Origin of the sequence: Bradyrhizobium sp. Leaf396 (assembly GCF_001424605.1) — a bacterium.
Lineage (GTDB): Bacteria > Pseudomonadota > Alphaproteobacteria > Rhizobiales > Xanthobacteraceae > Bradyrhizobium > Bradyrhizobium japonicum_C.
On record NZ_LMQJ01000031.1, the window covers coordinates 1 to 21,719 of the forward strand.

22 protein-coding genes, 1 tRNA gene and 1 pseudogene are annotated in these 21,719 nt (G+C 63.9%); 11 read left to right on the forward strand and 13 right to left on the reverse strand.

Features of this window, described 5'->3' with window-relative positions; all coding sequences use genetic code 11:
• Positions 1-318: pseudogene (locus ASG57_RS24220) on the forward strand (ISL3 family transposase); the annotation flags it as partial.
• Between the two features lie 22 nt (positions 319-340).
• Here ASG57_RS24220 and ASG57_RS24225 read toward each other — a convergent pair.
• From ASG57_RS24225 to ASG57_RS24240, 4 genes are all read right to left on the reverse strand, one after another.
• Positions 341-1,135, reverse strand: coding sequence for a hypothetical protein (locus tag ASG57_RS24225; RefSeq protein ID WP_156402800.1), 795 nt, complete (start codon positions 1,133-1,135; stop codon positions 341-343).
• Positions 1,136-1,183: 48 nt separating this feature from the next.
• The gene (locus tag ASG57_RS24230) at positions 1,184-3,025 is read right to left on the reverse strand and encodes a site-specific integrase (RefSeq protein WP_057197855.1); all 1,842 of its coding nucleotides are present in this window, start codon (positions 3,023-3,025) and stop codon (positions 1,184-1,186) included.
• A gap of 89 nt (positions 3,026-3,114) precedes the next feature.
• Positions 3,115-3,189: transfer RNA gene (locus ASG57_RS24235), tRNA-Glu, on the reverse strand.
• A 57-nt stretch (positions 3,190-3,246) separates the two neighbouring features.
• Positions 3,247-3,591, reverse strand: coding sequence for a hypothetical protein (locus tag ASG57_RS24240; RefSeq protein ID WP_024340347.1), 345 nt, complete (start codon positions 3,589-3,591; stop codon positions 3,247-3,249).
• Between ASG57_RS24240 and ASG57_RS24245 the strand changes: the two genes are divergently transcribed.
• Positions 3,494-4,612, forward strand: a complete 1,119-nt coding sequence (locus ASG57_RS24245) for an RluA family pseudouridine synthase (protein WP_422867752.1) — start codon at positions 3,494-3,496, stop codon at positions 4,610-4,612. The two genes, ASG57_RS24240 and ASG57_RS24245, sit on opposite strands and share 98 nt — an antisense overlap.
• Before the next feature lie 216 nt (positions 4,613-4,828).
• Positions 4,829-5,728: an RNA polymerase sigma factor RpoH gene (rpoH, locus tag ASG57_RS24250; protein ID WP_024340349.1), complete on the forward strand. Its 900-nt coding sequence runs from the start codon at positions 4,829-4,831 to the stop codon at positions 5,726-5,728.
• A 234-nt stretch (positions 5,729-5,962) separates the two neighbouring features.
• Here rpoH and ASG57_RS24255 read toward each other — a convergent pair whose 3' ends face one another.
• From ASG57_RS24255 to ASG57_RS24270, 4 genes are all read right to left on the reverse strand, one after another.
• A complete protein-coding gene (locus ASG57_RS24255) occupies positions 5,963-6,583 on the reverse strand; it encodes a peptidoglycan recognition protein family protein (protein WP_024340350.1) in 621 nt (206 codons plus the stop codon).
• Between the two features lie 32 nt (positions 6,584-6,615).
• Positions 6,616-7,827 (reverse strand): GGDEF domain-containing protein, encoded by a 1,212-nt coding sequence (locus ASG57_RS24260; RefSeq protein WP_024340351.1) that lies wholly within the window; start codon positions 7,825-7,827, stop codon positions 6,616-6,618.
• A gap of 637 nt (positions 7,828-8,464) precedes the next feature.
• Positions 8,465-9,076, reverse strand: a complete 612-nt coding sequence (locus ASG57_RS24265) for a LysE family translocator (protein ID WP_024340352.1) — start codon at positions 9,074-9,076, stop codon at positions 8,465-8,467.
• A 56-nt stretch (positions 9,077-9,132) separates the two neighbouring features.
• Complete coding sequence (locus ASG57_RS24270; RefSeq protein WP_024340353.1) at positions 9,133-9,507, reverse strand: response regulator; 375 nt, start codon at positions 9,505-9,507, stop codon at positions 9,133-9,135.
• A gap of 121 nt (positions 9,508-9,628) precedes the next feature.
• Here ASG57_RS24270 and ASG57_RS24275 point away from each other — a divergent pair, with 121 nt between their 5' ends.
• The gene (locus ASG57_RS24275; protein WP_024340354.1) at positions 9,629-10,459 is read left to right on the forward strand and encodes an SDR family NAD(P)-dependent oxidoreductase; all 831 of its coding nucleotides are present in this window, start codon (positions 9,629-9,631) and stop codon (positions 10,457-10,459) included.
• Positions 10,460-10,494: 35 nt separating this feature from the next.
• On the opposite strand, the gene ASG57_RS24280 is transcribed toward ASG57_RS24275, so the two are convergent.
• A complete protein-coding gene (locus ASG57_RS24280) occupies positions 10,495-11,298 on the reverse strand; it encodes a lytic murein transglycosylase (RefSeq protein WP_024340355.1) in 804 nt (267 codons plus the stop codon).
• A 176-nt stretch (positions 11,299-11,474) separates the two neighbouring features.
• On the opposite strand from ASG57_RS24280, the gene ASG57_RS24285 reads away from it, so the two are divergent.
• From ASG57_RS24285 to ASG57_RS24295, 3 genes are all read left to right on the forward strand, one after another.
• The gene (locus ASG57_RS24285; RefSeq protein WP_024340356.1) at positions 11,475-12,002 is read left to right on the forward strand and encodes a hypothetical protein; all 528 of its coding nucleotides are present in this window, start codon (positions 11,475-11,477) and stop codon (positions 12,000-12,002) included.
• Between the two features lie 214 nt (positions 12,003-12,216).
• The gene (locus ASG57_RS24290; RefSeq protein WP_024340357.1) at positions 12,217-12,561 is read left to right on the forward strand and encodes a hypothetical protein; all 345 of its coding nucleotides are present in this window, start codon (positions 12,217-12,219) and stop codon (positions 12,559-12,561) included.
• Positions 12,562-13,087: 526 nt separating this feature from the next.
• A complete protein-coding gene (locus ASG57_RS24295) occupies positions 13,088-13,324 on the forward strand; it encodes a hypothetical protein (protein WP_024340358.1) in 237 nt (78 codons plus the stop codon).
• A gap of 151 nt (positions 13,325-13,475) precedes the next feature.
• Here ASG57_RS24295 and rpoD read toward each other — a convergent pair whose 3' ends face one another.
• Positions 13,476-15,614: an RNA polymerase sigma factor RpoD gene (rpoD, locus tag ASG57_RS24300; RefSeq protein WP_024340359.1), complete on the reverse strand. Its 2,139-nt coding sequence runs from the start codon at positions 15,612-15,614 to the stop codon at positions 13,476-13,478.
• A gap of 372 nt (positions 15,615-15,986) precedes the next feature.
• Entirely contained in the window at positions 15,987-17,990 is a 2,004-nt protein-coding gene (gene dnaG, locus ASG57_RS24305; RefSeq protein WP_024340360.1) for a DNA primase, read from the reverse strand.
• A gap of 259 nt (positions 17,991-18,249) precedes the next feature.
• Between dnaG and ASG57_RS24310 the strand changes: the two genes are divergently transcribed.
• Entirely contained in the window at positions 18,250-18,813 is a 564-nt protein-coding gene (locus ASG57_RS24310) for a chlorite dismutase family protein (RefSeq protein ID WP_024340361.1), read from the forward strand.
• Here the strand turns inward: ASG57_RS24310 and ASG57_RS24315 are convergent.
• Positions 18,810-19,208, reverse strand: coding sequence for a gamma-glutamylcyclotransferase family protein (locus ASG57_RS24315; RefSeq protein ID WP_024340362.1), 399 nt, complete (start codon positions 19,206-19,208; stop codon positions 18,810-18,812). The two genes, ASG57_RS24310 and ASG57_RS24315, sit on opposite strands and share 4 nt — an antisense overlap.
• A 76-nt stretch (positions 19,209-19,284) precedes the next feature.
• Between ASG57_RS24315 and ASG57_RS24320 the strand changes: the two genes are divergently transcribed.
• Complete coding sequence (locus ASG57_RS24320) at positions 19,285-20,076, forward strand: N-formylglutamate amidohydrolase (RefSeq protein WP_024340363.1); 792 nt, start codon at positions 19,285-19,287, stop codon at positions 20,074-20,076.
• Positions 20,077-20,078: 2 nt separating this feature from the next.
• On the opposite strand, the gene ASG57_RS24325 is transcribed toward ASG57_RS24320, so the two are convergent.
• Positions 20,079-20,699 carry a LysE family translocator gene (locus tag ASG57_RS24325; RefSeq protein WP_080654893.1) on the reverse strand — a complete coding sequence of 207 codons (621 nt, stop codon included), beginning with the start codon at positions 20,697-20,699 and terminating at the stop codon, positions 20,079-20,081.
• Between the two features lie 128 nt (positions 20,700-20,827).
• Here ASG57_RS24325 and ASG57_RS24330 point away from each other — a divergent pair, with 128 nt between their 5' ends.
• Complete coding sequence (locus ASG57_RS24330; RefSeq protein ID WP_024340365.1) at positions 20,828-21,142, forward strand: ArsR/SmtB family transcription factor; 315 nt, start codon at positions 20,828-20,830, stop codon at positions 21,140-21,142.
• Between the two features lie 27 nt (positions 21,143-21,169).
• Positions 21,170-21,682: an SRPBCC family protein gene (locus tag ASG57_RS24335; protein ID WP_024340366.1), complete on the forward strand. Its 513-nt coding sequence runs from the start codon at positions 21,170-21,172 to the stop codon at positions 21,680-21,682.
• The last annotated feature ends 37 nt before the right edge of the window (positions 21,683-21,719 follow it).

A 21,719-nucleotide genomic window follows, 5' to 3' on the forward strand; every position in this document is an offset into this window, starting at 1 on the left:
GTCACGATCGCGGCGATCGAAGCCGGCGTACCAACACTGGTCGAGGCACGCGAAATCATCGCTGAATTCCACCTGATGATCCGGCGCARGACCGAGGCGGGCCTCGCCCCATGGATTGAGCGCGCTGGCGCCAGTCTCGTCGCCTCGTTCGCCAGCGGCGTCGCGAAGGATGAGGCGGCGGTACGGGCGGCAATCACTTCACCATGGTCCAACGGCCAGACTGAAGGTCAGATCACGCGCCTCAAGCTCSTTCGACGTCAAATGTACGGCCGCGGCAAAATCGATCTGCTTCAAGCCAGACTAATCGGTGCAGAATAGTCGGCGCTGCACCAAACTTGCGTCAGAGCCGAGGCTGGGAGTAGAGGCGGCCGCCCTTATTCCATCGGTAGCCCTTGGTGTACGCGTGGAATATTCGTATCCACCCAAGGTGCTTAATCGTCGGATGTTTCGGATGTGTAAGGGTCTGCTTGGCGAAGAACGCGTTCAGTTCGGCGACATCACGGCGTAGCTCAGCGACCCTTGGTGTATTCGGTGTCGGCTCGGGAGGCTTAGTGAGCCGGATTAGCTCGGAAGGCATCATGAACTCGAACTTGAAATGTTCGAGGACGTTGGCCGGTGTAATGCCGTGTCCCGCAGCAATCTCCAAGAGCCTCGGTGTGGCCCTGTAGCGGGTTAGCTTGCCCGAGCTTGGACCTGGGTTGCCGAACTCCAGCCTGCCCGGATAACCCGGCTTATGCTCGATCAGGCCAGCCTCAAGCCACGCCGTCCTAACACCATCGAACATGCGCCATTTGACGTATTGGCCGGTGTAGTCGCCCTTGTCGTGTGAGCACATGAGCCAGCCCTCGCTCCGATCGCGTTCGACGGCAGCAAGCAGATCGGCGATGAATGCGCCTACGGCGTTCGCATAGTCGACCAGTGTCTTGTGGCGTGCGTACGCCTTGCCCTTGGCCGCCTGCGGCCTCGGATAGCGCTCGGCCAAATCGCTGGTGAGCATGAAAGCGCTTGATGATGCTGGTATTGCACGCAGGGTCGCCAAGGGCGCGTTGTCGAGCGCTTCTCGTTCCTTCTTTGGCGTCTTCGCTTGCCATGCGAGGCGTTCGTGCGGCTCCCAGTTATCTGAGTTCTCTGTCATCCTGCTCAACCAACCTTCTGCCAACGACGTGAGCCCATGCCGACCGAGCTATTTAGGTCCTCGGCGTGCCACATGTGACGCGCGCAGCGGCTTGACACGCGACAGGTCGAGGCCGGGGTAGTTAATCTTGTCGATTGCCGCTTTGAGAGCCTTCACGCCCCAGCGCTCCAGCATGGCCTTTGCGCCATACCTTCGGCTCACAGACTTCCCGCTACTGCGGCCCGCTAGAGCATCCCGCAACTCTTCGTCGGGTGTCGCTTGGCGAAGCGCATCCTGAAAGCCGTGCCGGAAGCTATGGAAGACCTTGTTGGTGTCCTTGACGCCTACATGGTTGCGCAGGTGCCGCCCCCACCATTTCGCCCAGCCTCTCAACGCTCCCTTCTGATCAGGAGCAACAGTGGGGAACAACCAAGCCTGCTCGCCATCCTTTCGGCGCTCTGCCACATAGTTGAGGAAGCCGATGTCGATAAGCAGAGGATGTACTGGCACCACTCGTTCCGATGATTTTGTCTTCAATCTGCGCCCCGCCTTGACATCACGGGTGAACCACATGAGCGGAACGGCTGTTTGCTCATCCTCCCGAATGTCAGAGACACGGAGACCTGCGTATTCGGCCTGACGGGCTCCGGCGAAGAGTGCGAGCAACGGAAGCCATATCCCCGCCGCTCCCTTCGCTCCCACCGGGAGCTTGTGTTCGGTGAACAGGGGAGCATTGAAGATGGTCTGCAAGTCGCGCGCGTCAAAGGGTTCACGCTGGGACTGCTCCTCTTCTAGTCGCATTTCATTGAAAGGGTCAGACCAGGGAGCGTCCTCAGGCACAAGCCCGTTATGCCGTCCCCATCCGGCGATAGCCTGTACCGCGCCCAACTGCTTATTGACGGTGCCCGGTGATACCTTCTGGATTGTCGGGTGTGAGCGACCATAGTCGCTAAGGTCCCGCAGTGATGCCTTCAGAAGTGCCCCCTTGCGAGACTTCGGCACCAATTGCAACGCTTCGCGGAACGTGCGCGCGTGGGAGCGCTTGATTTCCGTGATGGGCAGATCGCCGTGCAGTTGGATGAACATCTCGATGGCTCGACCGTACTCATGCACCGTGCCCTCCGGCCGTTCACGCTCTTTCTTCCAGCCCTCGAAGGCTTCACGTAGCGTGCCCCCCTGTTCACCCGTGGGAAGCTGAGAGAGCGCGTAGAAAGATTGAGGTGTCTCAATCGGCTCACCTACATTCCGCCTCTCGATGTCCCTGATGGCGCGAACATATGCCGTTAGCACCGCCATACCGAGCTTTCGGTACGACTGGCTCTTGCGGTCAACGTTGAGTTGGAAATCACTCAGCAGTTCATCCAGCTCCTCGCGGATGACGCTGATGTCGCCGCGAGCCAACGCGGGCGGGACGATGGCAAGCTCGTATTCGAGTGTGCCAACGCGCTTCAGCACTTCGCGGTCCGACAGGCCAGCCTCTGGGGTCACACCTACGGCAAATGGGGTTTGATACTCGACACCCGCCGCACTGAGCTGCTTCGCGATGCTTTGAAACAACGGCTCGGAGCCAGTGCCCTCGCGGCGCTCCTCCTCATCATTCGCCAATCTGGCTGCGTAGTATGCTTCTGCCATGCGCTTTATCTGCGCATCAGTCAGCGATGGAGTTACGGGACGCTCCTTCAGTAGCGCTTCAGCATCGGCAATCGTCCGGTCGAAGTCAGCGAGGACGTGCGTTGCGGCCACATTCGCCGCCTTGAGGACCTTGGTCCCCAGTGACTTCTTTAGGAAGACTTGGCGACCACGTCCTGAATTGAGCACGCGCGCGACCGCCTCTTGAAGGCGTTCGGGCACCTTCCGTTGCGCGTAGTAAGTCCCGTGCCTGTCCTTAATCAGTCCCATCAACGCGCGCATCAAAAGCTACCACGCAGTGCTACCACCAGAGCGCAGTCAAAGCCATGATTTGCGTGATGTTTTTGAAATCTCAGCGCTTCTAGAGCCGCTGGCGCTCCCTAGGGGAATCGAACCCCTGTTTCAGCCTTGAGAGGGCCGCGTCCTAACCGCTAGACGAAGGGAGCGTGAGGGGTACCGAATAGCCTCGAAATTTGTCTGCCGCAAGGACCCCGATGGGCCTTTTACGGCTCATTGGCAAATTTCAGCTTTCCGGCCGGCTTCAGCGTGTGGGCGTCGAACGTGCGGATCTCGGTGACGCCACCGAGGTCCAGCGTGACCACGAGCCGGTCGCCGGCGACACCGGTCGAAACGATCCTGGCGCCCTTCGGCAGGGTGGCGGTGACGTCGCCGCCGGCCTCCACCGCCCTTCCCTCCGACTTGAAAAGGCGGTAGCCCACCGCGATCAGCACGGCGCAGAACGCCAGCGCCGTGGTCAGCCCCGCGATCAGCATCATCCGCCTCACCCGCGCGAATAGCGCGGCCTGTTCGGGGGTCGGCTCGGGAACATCGGTATCAGACGTCGTCATGGAAACTCTTGGCCCTAAGGATCTTGGCTCTGCGCAAAGGTTGGAGGTCGTGGTCGTCGGCGATGAGGGCTCGGCCCGGCTCGACCGCGTGCTGGCGGCGCGCCTCACCGAGCTGTCGCGATCGAGGCTGAAAGCCCTGATCCTGGCGGGCGCCGTCCACCTGAAGGCCTCCGCGGTCCGCGACCCCGCTTATCACGTCAGTCCGGGCGATACGATCATAATCGACGTGCCGCAGGCGGCGCCCGCCGAGCCCAGGGGCGAGGATATCGCCCTCGACATCGTATTCGAGGACGATGACATCGTCGTCCTCAACAAGCCCAAGGGGCTGGTGGTGCATCCCGCGGCCGGCCACGAGACCGGCACGCTGGTGAATGCTTTGATCGCCCATTGCGGCGCCTCGCTGTCTGGCATCGGCGGGGTGCGCCGGCCCGGCATCGTGCACCGGCTCGACAAGGACACGACGGGGCTGATGGTGGTGGCCAAGAACGACCTCGCCCATGCCTCGCTGTCGGCGCAGTTTGCCGACCACGGCCGTACCGGCGAGATGCGGCGCGGCTACATGGCCTTTGCCTGGGGGGTGCCGAACCGGCATCGCGGCACGGTGGACGCGCCGATCGACCGCCATCCGCATGCGCGCGAGAAGATGGCGGTGCGCCAGGGCGGCCGCGAGGCGGTCACGCATTGGGAGATCCTGGAGAGCTTTGCCGGGCGGGACGGCAAGCCGGTGGCGAGCCTCCTCGCCTGCGAGCTCGAGACCGGGCGCACCCACCAGATCCGAGTCCATCTCGCCCATATCGGGCACCCGCTGATGGGGGATGCCGTCTACGGCCCGCATTTCAAGACCAAGGCCAACCAGCTTGGCCCCGAATCGCAGGCGGCTTTGGCCGCGCTGGGACGGCAGGCCTTGCACGCCTATCTCCTGGTATTGGAGCACCCCAGGACCGGAGAACTTCTGCACTGGGAGGCGCCGCTGCCGGAGGATTTGCTTCTCCTTCAGCGTGCCCTCCAAGCGGCGCAATGACGCAGGACGGTTCAGAAAGACTTTACATTACAAAAAGTTATAGCGGCCACACGGCCTCGTGACGTCAGCAATCCTTCCCTTTTCGACCCCCGATAGGGTATATTGCGCTTGCGTTGAATGACCAACGCGGAACATCGCAGCCCGACCGGCTTTGACACAGCGGTCGTCTGCCTGGCCCGCCGCTATCGGGGGCCTGAACCTTTTGGAGGGCGCACTATGGCCCGTACCGCTGCTTTGCCGGTCCTCAATGGAGAATCCGGCCTTTCTCGCTACCTCGCCGAGATCCGCAAGTTTCCGATGCTGGAACCCCAGCAGGAATACATGCTCGCCAAGCGTTGGCGCGAGCATGACGATCGTGACGCGGCGCACCAACTCGTCACCAGCCACCTCCGTCTCGTGGCCAAGATCGCCATGGGCTATCGCGGCTACGGCTTGCCGATCTCCGAGGTCGTCTCGGAAGGCAATGTCGGCCTGATGCAGGCGGTGAAGCGCTTCGAGCCCGACAAGGGCTTCCGTCTCGCGACATACGCCATGTGGTGGATCAAGGCGTCGATTCAAGAGTACATCCTGCGTTCCTGGTCGCTCGTGAAGATGGGTACCACCGCGAACCAGAAGAAGCTGTTCTTCAACCTGCGCAAGGCGAAGAGCAAGATCAACGCGCTGGATGAGGGCGATCTCCGCCCCGACCAGGTGAAGATGATCGCAAAGCGCCTCGGCGTCACCGATCAGGACGTGATCGACATGAACCGCCGCCTCGGTGGTGACGCGTCGCTAAACGCTCCGATCCGCGACGACGGCGAGGCCGGCGAATGGCAGGACTGGCTGGTCGACAACACGCCCAACCAGGAAGCCATGATGGCGGAGCACGAGGAGTATGATCACCGCCGTGATGCGCTGAATGGCGCCATGGGCGTGCTCAACCCGCGCGAACGCCGCATCTTCGAGGCGCGCCGCCTCGCCGACGAGCCGATGACGCTGGAGGACCTTGCCGCCGAGTTCGGCGTGTCGCGCGAGCGCGTCCGCCAGATCGAGGTCCGCGCCTTCGAGAAGGTGCAGTCCGCGGTCAAGGGCACGATCGCAAGGCAGGAACAGGCCGCGCTGGAAGCCGCGCACTGAGCGAGGTGTTTCGGCACCAGAGATTGGCGGATCGAAGGAGAGAAGAAGCCGGCGGCAGCGCCGGCTTTTTTGTTTGTCTGATGCGCTTCTACGGCTGGACCGCACGGGCGGTGTGACCCGCTCCCGTCATTTCGGGGAGCGCCTCTTGGTGCGAACCCGGAATCCATCAGGCCGCAGCTGGTGCAGGAATGGATCCTGGGTCACGACGTCGTCGCGCCCGGAATCGCGGTGGGCCTATTCCCCCCACATCCGCGCCAGCGTTGCGAGCCAGCAGCCTTCGCAATAGCGCGCGTCCTTGTAGTCGACCCAGTTGTGCGCATAGACGCGCTCGAGCGGGATGTCGTAGCGCGCGCGCAGGATCTTCACGAGGATCTTCCACGCCGCGACCTGTGCTTCGGTCGGGCCCGTCGCCACGTCGGGATAGTTGCCGGCGAACTCGACACCGATCGAATTGTCGCGCACCACCTGGCGATAGGTCGGCTTGTTGTCGATGTATTTGTTATCGTTGCGGTTGGCGCCGTCGCCGTGGGTCGGCACGTGGTTTTCGGCCACCGCCCAATAGACCGTGCCGTCGGTCTCGACCCAGACCGTGACGCCGCGCCGCGTCGGATTCTTCGCCTGCGCTTGCGCGCCCCCGCGCGCCGAGCCGGCAGGTCCCTCGGTCTGGTGCACGATGATATTGCGCCAGGGGTGTGCGTTACGGACGTCGCCCCATGGCGCCAGCCAGACGATGTTAAGGCCGGGGATGTCAGGCGTGCCCGAGGCGCGCGCGAGCTTTGCGAGCTCGGCCTCCACCGCGGCGGCGGGGGCGACGAGAAGCGCAGCGAAAACGGCCGCAGCCAGGCGAGACATCATGCGGGTCCAATATGACCCGAGCCTAGCAGGCTTCATGCGAATTTGCGCAGTGCCTCGACCGCCTCGGGCGAAAGCGGCGGCGGGGCGGGATCATAGACAGCGAAGTCGTTCTTACCGTTCTTCTTGGCGGCATAGAGAGCATGGTCGGCGTTGGCCATCAGGCGGTCCGGGGATTCCCCGATGCTGCAATCCCACTGCGCGACACCGATCGAGATCGCGATCGGAATGTCGCTGCCGGTGCAGCCGGCAGCATCCTGACGGCACGCCTCGAGCACGCGCCGGGCGATCAGCGCGCCTTCGCGCAAGGAGGACGACGGCAGCACGACGCAGAACTCGTCGCCGCCGGTGCGGGCGAGCATATCGCCGGGCCGCAGGCGCGTCTGCGCCATCAGGGTGAAGTGCTTGAGACACGCGTCGCCCGCAGCGTGGCCGTGGGTGTCATTGATGGCCTTGAAGCCGTCGAGATCGATTACCAGGAGCGAGAACGGGACGCCGCTGCGCTCGGAGCGGGCGCATTCCTCGGTCAGGCGCTGCAGCAGATGCCGCCGGTTGGCGACGCCGGTGAGATCGTCGAGCAGCGCGAGGTCGGCAACCTCGTTGCGCAGCCGCTCGATCGCCATCAGGAGACAGGCGAAATTCCAGGCCATCGCCAGGAACACCAGCAGCAGGATCATCACCGACTGCAAACCGTTGAAGTTGATCGCGGTGACGGCGCCGCCATAGCCGAGCAGCGCCGCGCCGGAGCGGACGAGGTGAATGGACAGAAGCAGCATCCCGACGATCGCAGCGAGACGAGCGCCCGGATTTTCCCGGCCATTCTGCCTGCTGAGAAGCAGCGGCAGAGTCAGCACGACCGGGGTCGATTGCCCCAGCGAGTAGGTCAACACCCGCATCGGCATGTTGTCGACGGCAATCAGGAAGAAGGCGAGACTGGCGCTGCAGAGAAGCGAATTGGCGATCGCGGCCGGCCACGACACCGGGCGCTGATAGAACCGCGCCACACCCATGCAGGCGAGCCAGGACGAGAAGATCATCAGACCGCCGCCGACGATCAGCGGAAAGCGCGGGTCCATCACCTCGCGCAGCATCGAGATTCCCGCACCCGATGCCGCCAGCACCGCCGCCGCCGTCCAGTACCGCGCCGCCTCGAATTTGGGATAGGCGCGCGCCACATAGGCCCAGATTAGGCCCAGCGCCAGGAAGTTGATGACAATGACGGTCCAGAGTGTCGGCACGCTCAGCATGGCGACTGCGGGACACGCATGGTCCCGCCCTCTTCGTTCGGCAACTGCCCGTACATACCCGCCCCCATGTTCTTGTGGACGATCATGCGCGCGGCGCGCTTAATGGAGTCTCACCGCAATCGTGCAAAGCCGAGCCTTGGTTTTGGATTGATGAATCCGGCGACCCGGCCGACATCGTTAAGCAAGGCTTGCCGCGGACGAGCTGGTTGCGAGGAGAAAGCGTTGCGAAGCGGATTCGCGCGGCAAAATCATCCGAAAATGCATCAGAGCTGTGGATAAGACGATGACGAAGACATGACAGCGCGGGGCAGCCGGCTGCGAATCTGCTGAGTTTGTCATCGAGGATGTTGCGAGGCTGGCCCTCCGCCGAGCATCCCTCGTGTCGCGTTCCACCATTAACCCCTAAGAGGATACTATGGCTAAGAAAGCGAAGAAGGCGGCGAAGAAGAAGGCGAAAAAGGCCAAGAAGGCGAAGAAGAAGTAACGAAGCTTCTGTTTCTTTGCCCGGGTGGGGTGTCGCTCCGCCCGGGCGTCGGGTGGGATCGAACGGGTTTGAAATGGCGGGCAGCAGGCCCGTTTTTTTATTGCCTCGCTTGTTGGCGCCGATGCTGCTCCCTCGCCGCCTTTCTGACGAGGACTAGTGCTCCGCAAGGGCGAGCTTGGCGCCGAGCGCGGCAAATCCTGCGGCGAAGCTGCGCCGTAGCCACGCCATGACGCGGGGACGGGAGATAACGTGCTCGCGCACCGAGGCGGCGCAGAGTCCGTAGAGGACGAACACCGCAAAGGTCATGACCATGAAGGCGCCGCTCAATTCCAGCATGCGCGCCAGCACATGGGCCTCGTCCGCGGCGATGAACTGCGGCAGGAAGGCGAGGAAGAAGATCGACAGCTTCGGATTGAGTATGTTGATCAGGACTCCGGTGACGATGACGCGGCCACTCGATCGCTCGCGAATCTCACCGCCAACCGCCAGAGCTCCCGTCTCGCGCAGCGCCTGCCAGGACATGTAGAGCAGATATGCGACGCCGCACCATTTCAGCACGGCGAAGGCGAGCGCGCTGGTGTGGAGCACCGCGGCAAGGCCGAGTATCGCCGCCGCCATGTGCGGCACGATGCCGAGCGTGCAGCCGAAGGCGGCGGCGACGCTCGCCCGTGAGCCGCGAGTCAGTGCGGCGGCCAGCGTATAGAGCACGCCGGTGCCGGGTGAAGCGACGACGATGAGCGAAGTGAGCAGGAAGGACAAGGTCATGCGCGACCTTATCACCTCATCCGGCCGCGAGAAAGCGTGCCCCCTCAAGGCTGCGGTCAGGACAGCTGAGCGATCTCGGCTTCTCGCAAGACGTCGAGCGGCGCCCAGGGCTTGGCCCAGAACTTGGCGCCATCGGGCAAGGGCTGCTTCAGCGGGCGGCCGGAGGTGACGACGACGTCGAGCTTCGGATTGCGGTGCTTGGCGACATGCGCGAGCTCGACGCCGTTCATGCGGCCGGCAAGCTGGACGTCGGTCAGCATCAGACAGAGTGCCCCGGCGCTCTTGTCGAGGACGCGCTCGGCGGCCTCGGCGCTTTCGCACTGGATCACCTGGTAGCCGCTCTCTTCAAGGAGGACGCAAAGCATCTCCCGCTGCATGACGTCGTCTTCAACGATCAGCGCTGTCGCGCGAAATGGCTCTGCTTGTCCCATCGGCGGCTCCCAATGCATGCCTCCATAACGCATGTTAAAAATCGAGAGCGGCTGCGGTTCGGTTTCATTTCAAAAAAAAGTAACTCATAGTTCCATTATCAGGCACTTGACGGGGGAAACCATGACGACGATTCGCGGCGCCGCCGCAATCACGGGAGCCGCGAGCGGGATCGGCCGGGCACTCGCCATCGAGCTGGCGCAGCGCGGCTGCGATCTGGCGCTCGCTGACCGCGACGAGGCGGGATTAAAGGCGCTGGCGGCGGAGATCGGAACGACGCGCAAGGTCAGCGTGCATCGGGTAGACGTCAGCGAGCCCGCCGACATCGCACAATTCGCGAGCGAGGCGACCACGGCGCATCCCGCCCTCGGCATCGTCGTCAACAATGCTGGCGTGGCGCTGATGGGCTCGTTCGAGGAGATCGACCAGGCTCAGATGGACTGGCTGTTCGACATCAATTTCTGGGGCGTGGTGCACGGCACGCGCGCCTTCCTGCCTCACCTGAAGACACAGGCGGAGGGGCACATCGTCAATCTCTCCTCGATCTTCGGCATGATCGCGCCACCGGGACAATCGGCCTATGCGGCGGCGAAGTTCGCGGTGCGCGGCTTTTCCGAGAGCGTGCGGCACGAGCTAGCGATGGCGGGAAGCCCGATCAAGCTGTCGGTGGTCCACCCCGGCGGCGTCGCCACAGCAATTGCGCGCAATGCACGCACCGGCATCGGTGTCACCGACAATGCCCGCCGGGCGCAGTCGATCGAGCGGTTCGAGAATGCGGCGAAGACCTCGCCGAAGGATGCCGCGCTGCGCATCATCAGGGGCATCGAAAGAAACGAGCCGCGCATCCTGATCGGCAACGACGCTCGCTTCATGGACCTGCTGCAGCGCTTCCGCCCGGGAACGTACTGGGCCCCGCTGCAGCGGCGGCTGGAGAAGATGGCTAAGGGGACGTAGGGCCGTTGCGCTTCACCCTCCAGGGGAGGGTGAAGTCACTGCCCCATCAGCCGGTCGGCGAAATAGCCGATCGTCTTGCGATAGACCACCGCCCTGTTCCACTCGCGCATCGCCTCGAAATTCGGCGTGCCCTCGCCGTAGGGCTGACCCATCTTGAAGCCGCTGGTGTGGAGCAGGTTCGCGGTCGAGGCGAGCACGTCGGGGATGCTGTGGCGGAGGTCGACATGGCCGTCGCCGTCAAAATCGACGCCATACTTGATGTAGGACGACGGCAGGAACTGAGTCTGGCCGATCTCACCGGCATAGGCCCCGATGAGGTCGCGCAGCTGCAGGTCGCCACGCTGCACGATCTTGAGCGCGGCGAGCAGTTCGCCCTGGAACAGGTCGGTGCGGCGGCAATCATGCGCGAGCGTCGCCAGCGTGCGGATCACGGGCAGCTTGCCGGTGTCGCCCTTGCCGAAGTCGCTCTCCAGGCCCCAGATGGCGACGAGGATGTAACGGGGTACGCCGAACTTCTGCTCGATGCGGGAGAGCAGCGCGGCGTGACGCTGCAGCATCGCACGGCCCCCATTGATACGGCCGGCACCGACGCGGGTCGAGACATACTGCTCGAAAGTCTTGTTGAAGGTGTAGCGCTGGCGCCGGTCGAAGGCGAGCACCGCAGGATCAACCGTCACGCCACTGAGCGCCGCGCTCGTCACGCCTGCCGAGACGCCGGCTGCCTGCGCTTCCTGCGCCATGCTGGCAATGAAGCTGTTGAAGTCGCCGCCGCAGCGGGCGGCCTGCGCCGGCCCGCCGGCCAGAACAACGAAGGCGGCCGCGAGAAGCAGTCTCGACATGTGGAGCAATCCCCAGAATCCTTGCGCGAAGCAGCGCGGATCATGCCCGGGAACGAACCGAGCGTCAAAGCGCAAGGCTTGAAGCGCAGGGAAAGCCTGGGAAAGCGCAAGGCTTGATCCGCATCAAACTGTCTTACGCCGTGCTTTCTAGACTGAGGCCAACAGGAGAACCACACATGACCGGAATTACCTTCACTGCCGAGCAGATTCGCAATGCCCCAGCCCCGGTGCGGCAATGGATCGAGCAAGAGGTGATCGCCGCGCTCGGCCTTGCGTCGCGCCCGCCGGCGGCCACCCCGCCGCAGACGGCGCATCTGGTCGCCTGCAGCGTGGAAGACATGGCCGGCGTGCTCGAGCACATCCGCGGCGTGCTTCCGGCGGTGAACGTACTGTTCGAGCTCGGCCGGCCCGGCATCAACATCGGCCGTCCCGCAGTGATGACGTTCCGCCTGTTGGACATCCTGCATCACACGCGCCTCGCGGACGTCGGCCAGGTCATCACCTGCCTCGAGATGATCAACCAGGCGCTGACCGAGGTGAAGAAGGATGCATCGGTGCGGTTCTGCGGCTTCGACAACGAAGGCCACTGCCTGATCGCACCGCAAACGCAGGAGAGCATCGCAACGCTCTGGCAGACCATGATGGAGCGCCAGCAGGCGGCCCAGGCGAGCGAGGCAGGCAACCGGGTGGCACCAGCGGCGTGAGACCAGCGGTTTCGGCAGGCCTTCCGCTCGTCATTCCCGGGAGCGCAACGCGCGAGCCCGCAATCGATCGGGCCGCGAAGACGATGGATGAGTGAATTCCGGGCTCGCGACTTCATCGCGCCCCGGGTCGACGGATGAGAGAGTTGGCGCCAAGGTAATATTTGCTTGCGCCGTGCGATCGGCCATTGCACTGACCAGCATAGAACGATCACCCATGTCCAACCATCAACCTCCCCAAGCGCCGCGGCCCGCCCTCCTCCGCATTCCGCTGTTTCGCCTGCTCGCCATCAACCTCGCGATCGGCGCCTGCGCCGCCGCGCTGCTGGTCGGCGGGCTGCTCTGGCTCAACCCCGGACATCTGCGCGAGCTGATCTTCGCCGACAGTGCACCGGGCGTTGCGCTCATCCTGCTGCTCGCCTCCTTCCTCATCACGTTCGGCTCGGCCGCGATGGGCAGTGCGATCATGGCTCAGGGACGCAACGAGAACGGCGACAAAGGCGGCGGACATGGATCGCGGCTCGCCGTTCAGGAAGTGGCGCAGCGTCCGCACACGCATTGATATTGGCGCGCGGGATCTTCGAAATCGCCTGCGCAGGCACACCGTCCCGCCCGCAGATGGGAAGGCGTGCAGGCCGGTGCGCTTTCCTACAAGACGCGTCGTCCTGCCTGCATTGCGCGCGCGGGCAGATGAACAAAGTGGTTCGACAGTCCAGAACAATCGTTTGGGCCTGCAGTTGCACTTCCATCGCATTGACGCAGATCTGATGCGCTGGCTGCGACATCGGCGCCACCACGATTTGCCTTGCCATCGCACAGGTCAGCCTATAGCCTTCTATTTTAGGTTGTTGCCCTGCCAGCCCCGGGCGACGCTGAAGACCAAGATAACGGCGGGCTTCGGCCCGCCGTTTATCGAGGCGAGGGCCCTCTCGAACCGCGCACGGCGGATCGCAACAAGCCTCCGCCCTTTCTCAGCGCCAGATTTCATCCCTGAGCCGAATCAAGCCCAGCAGCGTTCTGTCACGGCAAAAGGTCGATCGTCGCCAAAGTCAATTGACTGCCGCACGACTATCGACCACAAGCCGCCCATGGCCAAGAAACCCGGAACCAATCCCAAAGGCGAATTCGCCTTCTTCAACGTCGTCTATGAGGACGATTCCCAGCGCTCCAACCGCCGCGTCCCCGCCGAGTTGCTCGGCGGCCTCGACGGCGACGAACCCGCCCGCGGCTTCATCATGGAGCAGGACCGCGAGATCGCCGAAAAGAGCGGCCGTCCGCCGCTGGAGATCAAGCGGCTCGAGCGGGTGGGGACGAAGAAGAAGTAGATCCTCGGCTTCTCCACGGCCTTGCGAGCGCAGCGAAGCAAGCTGAGGTCTCTCCGCGGAAAAAATCTGGATGGGTTTGCAACGCTCGCAATGACACTGACAAAAACGGCGGGCCAAGGCCCGCCGCTTTGCTTTGGATCGCTGTCTACGATCAATTATCCAAGAAGCTCCGCAGCTTCCGCGACCGCGACGGATGCTTCAGCTTCCGCAGCGCCTTGGCTTCGATCTGGCGGATGCGCTCGCGCGTCACGCTGAACTGCTGGCCGACTTCTTCCAGCGTGTGGTCGGTGTTCATGCCGATGCCGAAGCGCATGCGCAGGACGCGTTCCTCGCGCGGCGTGAGCGAGGCGAGCACGCGCGTGGTGGTCTCGCGCAGGTTGGACTGGATCGCGGCGTCGATCGGCAGGATCGCGTTCTTGTCCTCGATGAAATCGCCGAGATGTGAATCCTCCTCGTCACCGACGGGGGTCTCCAGCGAGAGCGGTTCCTTGGCGATCTTGAGAACCTTGCGGACCTTCTCCAGAGGCATGCCGAGCTTCTCGGCGAGCTCTTCGGGGGTCGGCTCGCGGCCGATCTCGTTGAGCATCTGGCGGCTCGTGCGCACGATCTTGTTGATCGTCTCGATCATGTGCACGGGGATGCGGATGGTGCGGGCCTGGTCCGCGATGCTGCGGGTGATCGCCTGCCGGATCCACCACGTGGCGTAGGTCGAGAACTTGTAGCCGCGGCGGTACTCGAACTTGTCGACCGCCTTCATCAGGCCGATGTTGCCTTCCTGGATCAGGTCGAGGAACTGCAGGCCGCGATTGGTGTACTTCTTGGCGATCGAGATCACCAGGCGGAGGTTGGCTTCCACCATCTCCTTCTTGGCCTGGCGTGCCTCGCGCTCGCCCTTCTGCACGGAGTGCACGATCTTGCGGAACTCGACGATCTCGAGGCCGGTCAGCGCCGCGAGCTGATGCACCTCGTGGCGGAGCTCCTTGATGCGGTCCTTCTCGTGATGGACGAAATTCTTCCAGCCCTTGGCCGACAGCTTCGAGACGCGGTTGAGCCAGCGCGGATCGAGCTCCGAGCCGGTGTAGTTGCGCAGGAAGTCTTCGCGCGCGACGCCGTGGCTGTCGGCAAGGCGCATCAGGCGGCCCTCGTGCGAGACGAGGCGCTTGTTGATGTCGTAGAGCTGCTCGACGAGACTGTCGATACGGGCCTGGTTGAGGCGCAGCGACTTCACCTCGACGATGATCTCATCCTTGAGCTTGCGGTACTTGCGCTCCTGCGGCGGCGACAGCGAGGGCCCATGCGAGGAGCTGTCGAGCTGGTTCTGGATGTCCTGCTCCTGAAGCTTGCGCAGCTTCTTGTAGCTGTCGGCGATCCTGTCGAAGATCTCGACCACCTTCGGCTTGAGCTCGGCCTCGATCGCGGCCAGCGACATCTGGTTCTCGAACTCGTCGTCGTCCATGTCGGATTCGGCCGCAGCCTCGCCGGGATCCTTCTCCTCGACTGCATCCGCGCCGCCGGCGGGCGCCGCGCGGAACGGGGTCGGCGACGGCGGCGCAGCCGGGGGGGCGACATGCGCAGGCGCCCCGGCGGTCGGGGCCGCGTCGCCATCGGCAGAGGCTTCGCCGTTCGGACCCGCGATCATCGCGGTGTTCATGCCGCCCTTGGCGTCGGGACCGGCATAGGTCGCTTCGAGATCGATGATGTCGCGGAGGAAGATCTTGCCTTCGTTGAGCTCGTCGCGCCAGATGATGATGGCCTGGAAGGTCAGCGGGCTCTCGCAGAGCCCAGCGATCATCGCCTCGCGGCCGGCCTCGATGCGCTTGGCGATCGCGATTTCGCCTTCGCGGGACAGCAGCTCGACCGTGCCCATCTCGCGCAGATACATGCGCACCGGGTCGTCGGTGCGCTCGCCCGGCTCGCTCTTCTTGACCTCGGTGACGGCCTTCTGGGTGACCTCGACGAGCTCGTTGTCGGTGTCGTCGTCGCCCTCGTCCTTCTCCTCCTCGCCTTCGCTGTCGTCGGCTTCGGTGACGTTGATGCCCATGTCCGAGAGCATCGACATGATGTCCTCGATCTGTTCGGGCGAGGTCTGGTCGGACGGCAAGACTTCGTTGAGCTGATCGAAGGTCACGAAGCCGCGCTTCTTGGCCTGCTTGATCATCTTCTTCACGGCGGCGTCGGACAGGTCGAGCAAGGGCGAGGGCGCGTCCTGGGAGTCCTTCTCCGGCGCATCCGCTGCCTTGTCGTCTTTTTCCTTGTCCTTCGCCTGCAGCGTCTTTGCCTTGGTGGCCATCCATTGCTCCTAAACGCGCTTCATGCGAGACGCCCGCCGCGTCCGCGTGAATTCACATGAACCTGTTGCTCGACGCTCTCGCTTCGGCAGCTCTCGACACGGAAAGGGCGGCGCACAAACCTCTCGCCACCCCCAACTCTCTCTCGCCGGAATTGCCTAACGCTTCGTCAGCCTCTTTGACGCGGCGGATGCAGGTGTAGTGCCAACAGCGATTGCGCGGATTCATTCCTGACGCGTCTGTTCTGCCTGCGGCCGCCTCCGGGCCAAAGTGCTACAAGACCGTTAAGCCTCGATTAACCCTGTTTTTGCCGCCAAACCCAAGATTTGGCGAGTCTTTTAGCGGTTCCGGCCGCGGCCGTCCGCATGATTCTTTCACATGCTCTTCTGGAGCCGGCCCGACAGCTCGCCAAAACCCTCGATCAGGGCCTCGGTGCCGTCGACTTCGCTGATCCGAGCCTTCACGTCACGCAGCCATGCCAAATTGGCCTCGCTGGGGTCCTCGCCCAAGGCCAGCTCGGCGTCTTTCAGCTCTCTAAGTAGTGAATGCCATTGCCGATGCAAGGCAACCAGCTGATGCCAGGTGGCGAGAACGTCGTCCCGCGCTGCGCCCTCGCGGGCCCCCCATACCGCCGCGGTGGTGATCCCATTCTCAACCCTTTGAAGAACCTGCGAAAATCCGCCCTTCTCGATATCGCTGCGCATCTTTTCAGCCTGCTCGCCGGGGTCGGACGAGTGGTGATGGTCGTTGGCGAAGGCGGCGATGATGCCGGCCCTGAGCTTGTGGGCCTCCGGGTGGGCCAGCTCCAGGGCGGCGACCTCCTCGAGATGCTCGTGCAGCAGCCAGGGGTGGTTGATCAGGCATTGCAGGATCAGGGCTTCCCGGCGGGAGATGGCGCTGCGCTGGCCGCGCATGATCGGGCTTGCCGCTAGCTGGGGACTTGCCGCCTGGTAGGGGCCAGAGGGCAGAGGGATGGAACCGGAGACGCCGCGACGCCCTCCGCCGAATCCCTGACCGCCGAATCGATTCGCCCCTCCCCTCGGCTGGAAGGACCGGCCGCCACCCTGGCGAAAATTGCCCCGCCCGCCGAAGCCGCTGCGCCCCCCTTCGGGGGCAAAGGTGCGCTGGAGCCGCTCGACGAACTCGTCGCGGTAGTAGCGCCGCACCACCTCGTCGCGAATGCCGTTGGTGAGCTCCCTGATCCGCGCCTCCAGCGCGGCCCGCCGCTCGGGGGTTGCGAAATTGCCGCCTTCGAGCTCGCGCGACCAGATCATGTCGGCGAGCGGACGCGCCGCGGCGATCACCTCTTCGATCGCGCCGCGCCCACCCGAGCGAACGAGGTCGTCGGGGTCCTGCCCCTCCGGCAGCAGCGCAAAGCGCAGGCTCTTGCCAGGTGCGAGGAAAGGCAGCGCGAGATCGGCAGCGCGGTACGCCGCCTTCTGTCCGGCGCGGTCGCCGTCGAAGCAGAGGATCGGCTCATCAGCCATCTTCCACAGCAGCGCCAGCTGGCTTTCGGTGAGCGCGGTGCCGAGCGGCGCCACGCTGCCTGCAAAGCCCGCGGTGACCATCGCGATGACGTCGACATAGCCTTCGACCACGATCAAGGGGCTGCCATCATGCGTGGCTTTGCGCGCAGTCTGGTGGTTGTAGAGATTGTCGCCCTTGTGGAAGAGCGGCGTCTCCGGCGAGTTCAGATACTTGGCCGGAACGTCCTTCTCCAGCGCGCGCCCGCCGAAGGCGATGACGCGGCCGCGCAGATCCGTGATCGGAAACATCACACGATCGCGAAAGCGGTCGTACGGCACCGGGATGTCGTTGCCAGCGACGAGCAATCCCGTCTCGACCATGTCGTCGACGGAGATGCCGAGCTTGCCGAGATGCTCCTTCAGTGCAAAGCGATCAGACGGGGCGTAGCCGAGGCGGAACTGCAATTGCGTCGCCGGCGAGATGGCGCGGTCGGCGAGATAGCCGCGCGCTTTGGCGCCCACGCGCGAGGCCAGCGTCTCCGCAAAGAACTTGGCCGCGAGATCCAAGACGTCATGCAGCGACTTGCGCCGCTGCTCGTACCGCGCCGCATCCGGTGTCACCGCCGGCAGCGGCAGGCCCGCCATGCCTGCGAGCCGCTCCACGGCCTCCGCGAACGGCACGCCGTCGGTCTCCATCACGAAGGTTATGATGTCGCCGTGCTTGCCGGAGGAGAAGTCGTGATAAAAGCCCTTCTGGTCGTTGACGTAGAAGGACGGCGTCTTCTCCTGCTGGAACGGCGACAGCCCCCTCCACTCTCTGCCTGCCTTCTTCAACTTGACGCGCTTGCCCACGACTTCGGACACCGAAAGCCGGGCACGAAGCTCGTCGAGGAACTGGGGCGTGAAGCGCATGGGCTGTGTCTAGCGCGAAACCGGGTGAGTCGGGCGAAGGATCAGGGATATAGGTGCGGCCCGGCCAAAGGCTAGGTTTAGGCGGGTTATCCGGGTTATTCGACCTATGCACAGGGCTCTCTTCGGCGCCCGAGGCAATCATTCTCACCGTCCCCCTGAGGCGGCGCTTCTTCGACGGCACCGAAGGATGGCGGGATTGGCACCCTGGAATGACGGGAAAGGCTTGAACCGCGCCCGGTTCCAAGCTTCCATATCCCTCATGTTCAGGACCTTTCGAGGCGGCCAGAGTGGGGGCTGGCGCGTGACCTCGATTTCATCAGTGACGGGCGAGCCCCTGCCCTTCATGCCGGCGCTGTCGGTGACCGACAGCGAGGCCGTTTCATTGCCGCTGGTGCCCTCGCGCAACGCCTGGAGGCTGGTCGGCGTCCCCAGCAGCTTGCGCTACACCGAGCGCGCGGAGAAGCAGCAGCTCGTGGCGGTGCAGGCCGGGCTCGGCCGACCGGAGGCGACCAGCGCGGCGCTGATCCCGATCCGCAAATCGGCCGCCTGGTGGGAACTGACGCAGGAAGAGCGTCGCAGGATCTTCGAGGACAAGTCGCACCATATCGCGAGCAGCATGCGCTTCCTGCCTGCGATCGCGCGGCAGCTCTATCACTGCCGCGACCTCGGCGGCCCTTTCGACTTTCTGACCTGGTTCGAATTCGCCCCGGCGCACGCCTCGCTATTCGAGGAGCTGGTGGCAATGCTGCGGCGGACGGAAGAGTGGACTTACGTCGAGCGCGAGGTCGACGTGCGCGCGGTGAAGGAAGTGCTGTCGGCCTAATGCTCCAAGAACCGCCCGGACTCGATGATCGGCAGAGCGGTGACGGGCCAGTTGTAGACGTAGGTCCAGGCCCTCTCGGTAGCGCCGTCGGCACGCGTCACGTCGACCAGCTGCCGCAGATATTCGGTCGGCTCCGGAAAGCCCTCGCCGCAGGCTTCATACATGTCGAGCTCGCGTAGCAGCTCGTCCGGCACGCGCAGGCGGAAGAGCTCGCCGTGAACGACGTCCGACGGCGCATCAGAGAGCAGCAATCCCGGATAATGCTTGACCAGAACGAGCCGGCCGCGGCAGGTCGCTTCTCCCAGAAAGTCCGCGTGTCCCGCCAGCAGCCGCGCCATCGGATGGTCGAAGCCGCGCATCAGCGTGCCATAGACAAAAAGGCGATCGGAAGTCATGGACTCTCTGGCGTTGCTGCGTCGGCACGATGCCGCTAATTCGTTTACACACGTTGTTAGTCCATAGGCAATCAGGATGGCTTTGGAGGCGGCCGAGGCAGCCGATCAACTGCTCGGCGAGGGCGACATTCCGCCCGTGCATGAGGTGAATGCGGAGGGGACATCGCCCTTCCTGCTCACATCGGATCATTACGGACGGGTGCTGCCGCGCGCGCTCGGCGATCTCGGCGTCGCGGAAAGCGAGCTCGTCAGGCACATCGCCTGGGACATCGGCATCGCCGGCGTCGCCGAGCGGCTCGCCAGAATGTTGGATGCGCATTTAATCGCGCAGCGCTATTCGCGCCTCGTGATCGACTGCAACCGTCCGCCCGGCGTTGCAAGCTCGATTCCCGTGATCTCCGAGGCGACCGCGATCCCGCGCAACGAAGGGATCTCGGAGCAGGAGCGCGAGGCAAGGCGGCGCGAGATTTTCGAGCCTTACCATCGCCGCATCGGTGCGGCGATCAGCCGCCGCATCCACGACAAGCGGCCGACCGTGCTGATATCGCTGCACAGCTTCACGCCGGTTTATGCCGGCATCGCGCGGCCCTGGCATATCGGCACGCTCTATCACCGCGACCCCGTGCTGCCACGACTGCTGTTGAAACATCTGCGCGCCGAGGGTGACATCGTCGTCGGCGACAACGAGCCTTATGCGGTGAGCGATCTCACCGACTACACCATCCCCGTGCACGGCGAAGCCCGCGGTCTGGTCAACACCGGCATCGAGATCCGCCAGGATCTAATCACGGACCAGTCCGCCCAGCAGCAATGGTCCGAGCGGCTGGCGCGTATCCTTGCGGAGATCGAGGCGGAGCTACCGCTGTAACCTCACTTCGCCCGCGTCAGCGCCAACCAGATGCCGCCGCCGATCATGAAGCCGCCGGAGATGCGCGACAGCATTCGCGTGCGGCGCGCCGAGAAGAACTTTCGCGCGCGGCCGGCGGCGAGGGCGTAGAGCGCATCCGTCACTACAGCGGTGACCATGAAGGTCGCACCCAGTAGCGCGACTTGCGGAAAGTGCGGCTGGTTCATGTCCATGAATTGCGGGATGAAGGCGCCGAAGAACACCAGAACCTTCGGGTTCGACAGCAGGACCAGGAAACCTTGCAGGAAGAAGCCGCCACGCGGGGGCGGAGGCGGCGCGTCGACATCGACGCCTTCGACCGGTGCCCAGATCAGCTTGATGCCGAGCCAGATCAGATAGGCCGCGCCGGCAAAGCGCACCCAGTCGAACCAGTAGCCCATGGTCGCCATCAACGAGGTCAGGCCGATCGCGACGATGCCGATGACGATGGCAAGCCCGGCTTGCGCGCCGGCAACATTGATGAGCGCAGCCCGCGTGCCGTGGCGCAGGCCGTTGGCGATGACGAGGGTGACGATCGGCCCCGGCAGCAGCGCCAGCGCAATGCAGGCGGCGACGAAGGCGAAATAGGCTTGCATGGACATCATAGGAGGACTCGCTGCGGTTCGGGCGCATTAATGCATGGCGGAGACGGGAACGGAAGCCGGTGCCGGATGCGTTGCTCCAAAGAAGCGGCCGCTTGACACGCAACCTTTTAGTTGCCTATTGTCGATGCATGGATGAGGTCTTTAAAGCGCTCGCCGACGCGTCGCGACGGTCGCTGCTCGACAGGCTTCACGCCAGGAACGGCCAAACGCTGAACGAGCTCTGCGAAGGGCTCGACATGACGCGTCAGGCCGTGACCAAGCACCTTGTGATTCTCGAGGAGGCCAATCTGGTCACCACCATCAGGCATGGCCGCGAGAAGCTGCATTACCTCAACCCGGTGCCCATCCATCAGATCGGCGAACGCTGGATCAGGAAATTCGAGCGCGGCAAGCTCTCCGCACTCAGCGAGCTGAAACGGCAGCTGGAGAAACGCGATGAGTAGGCCCGCTCAACCAAGGATCGATGCACGATGAATCTCGACCAGTTCAAGCCTCTCACCGTCTACACGATCTACATCGCCTCGACGCCGGAGAAGGTATGGGAGGCGCTGACCTCGGCCGAGTTCAGCCGCGAATATTTTTCCGGCTTCGCGGTGGAGATGGAGCCGAAGCTCGGCGGCACCTTCATCGTGCGCGAACCCGACGGTTCGGAGCACATCTCCGGCGAGGTGTTCGAATACGATCCGCCCAGGAAGCTGACGGTGACGTGGAACGTGAACTGGCCCGGCCTCGTCGAAAAACTCGGCATCACCGTCGTCACCTATGAGATCGAGCCCGCCGGCGAAGCCGTCCGCCTCACTCTGAGCCAGCGCCACGACCGCCCGCTCAGCGAAGACATCCTTTCCGGCGGCCGCACCGGCTGGCCGGCGATCCTGTCGGGGCTGAAGAGCCTGCTGGAGACCGGCAAGGCGCCGAAGATCGAGATGTCCCCGCCGGTGAGGTTGCTGGAAGCGCTAAAGGCGATGGGGATCAAGATGCCGTAGGATGCCGTGTCATCCGGGGGCGCACGTCGCGCAAGCC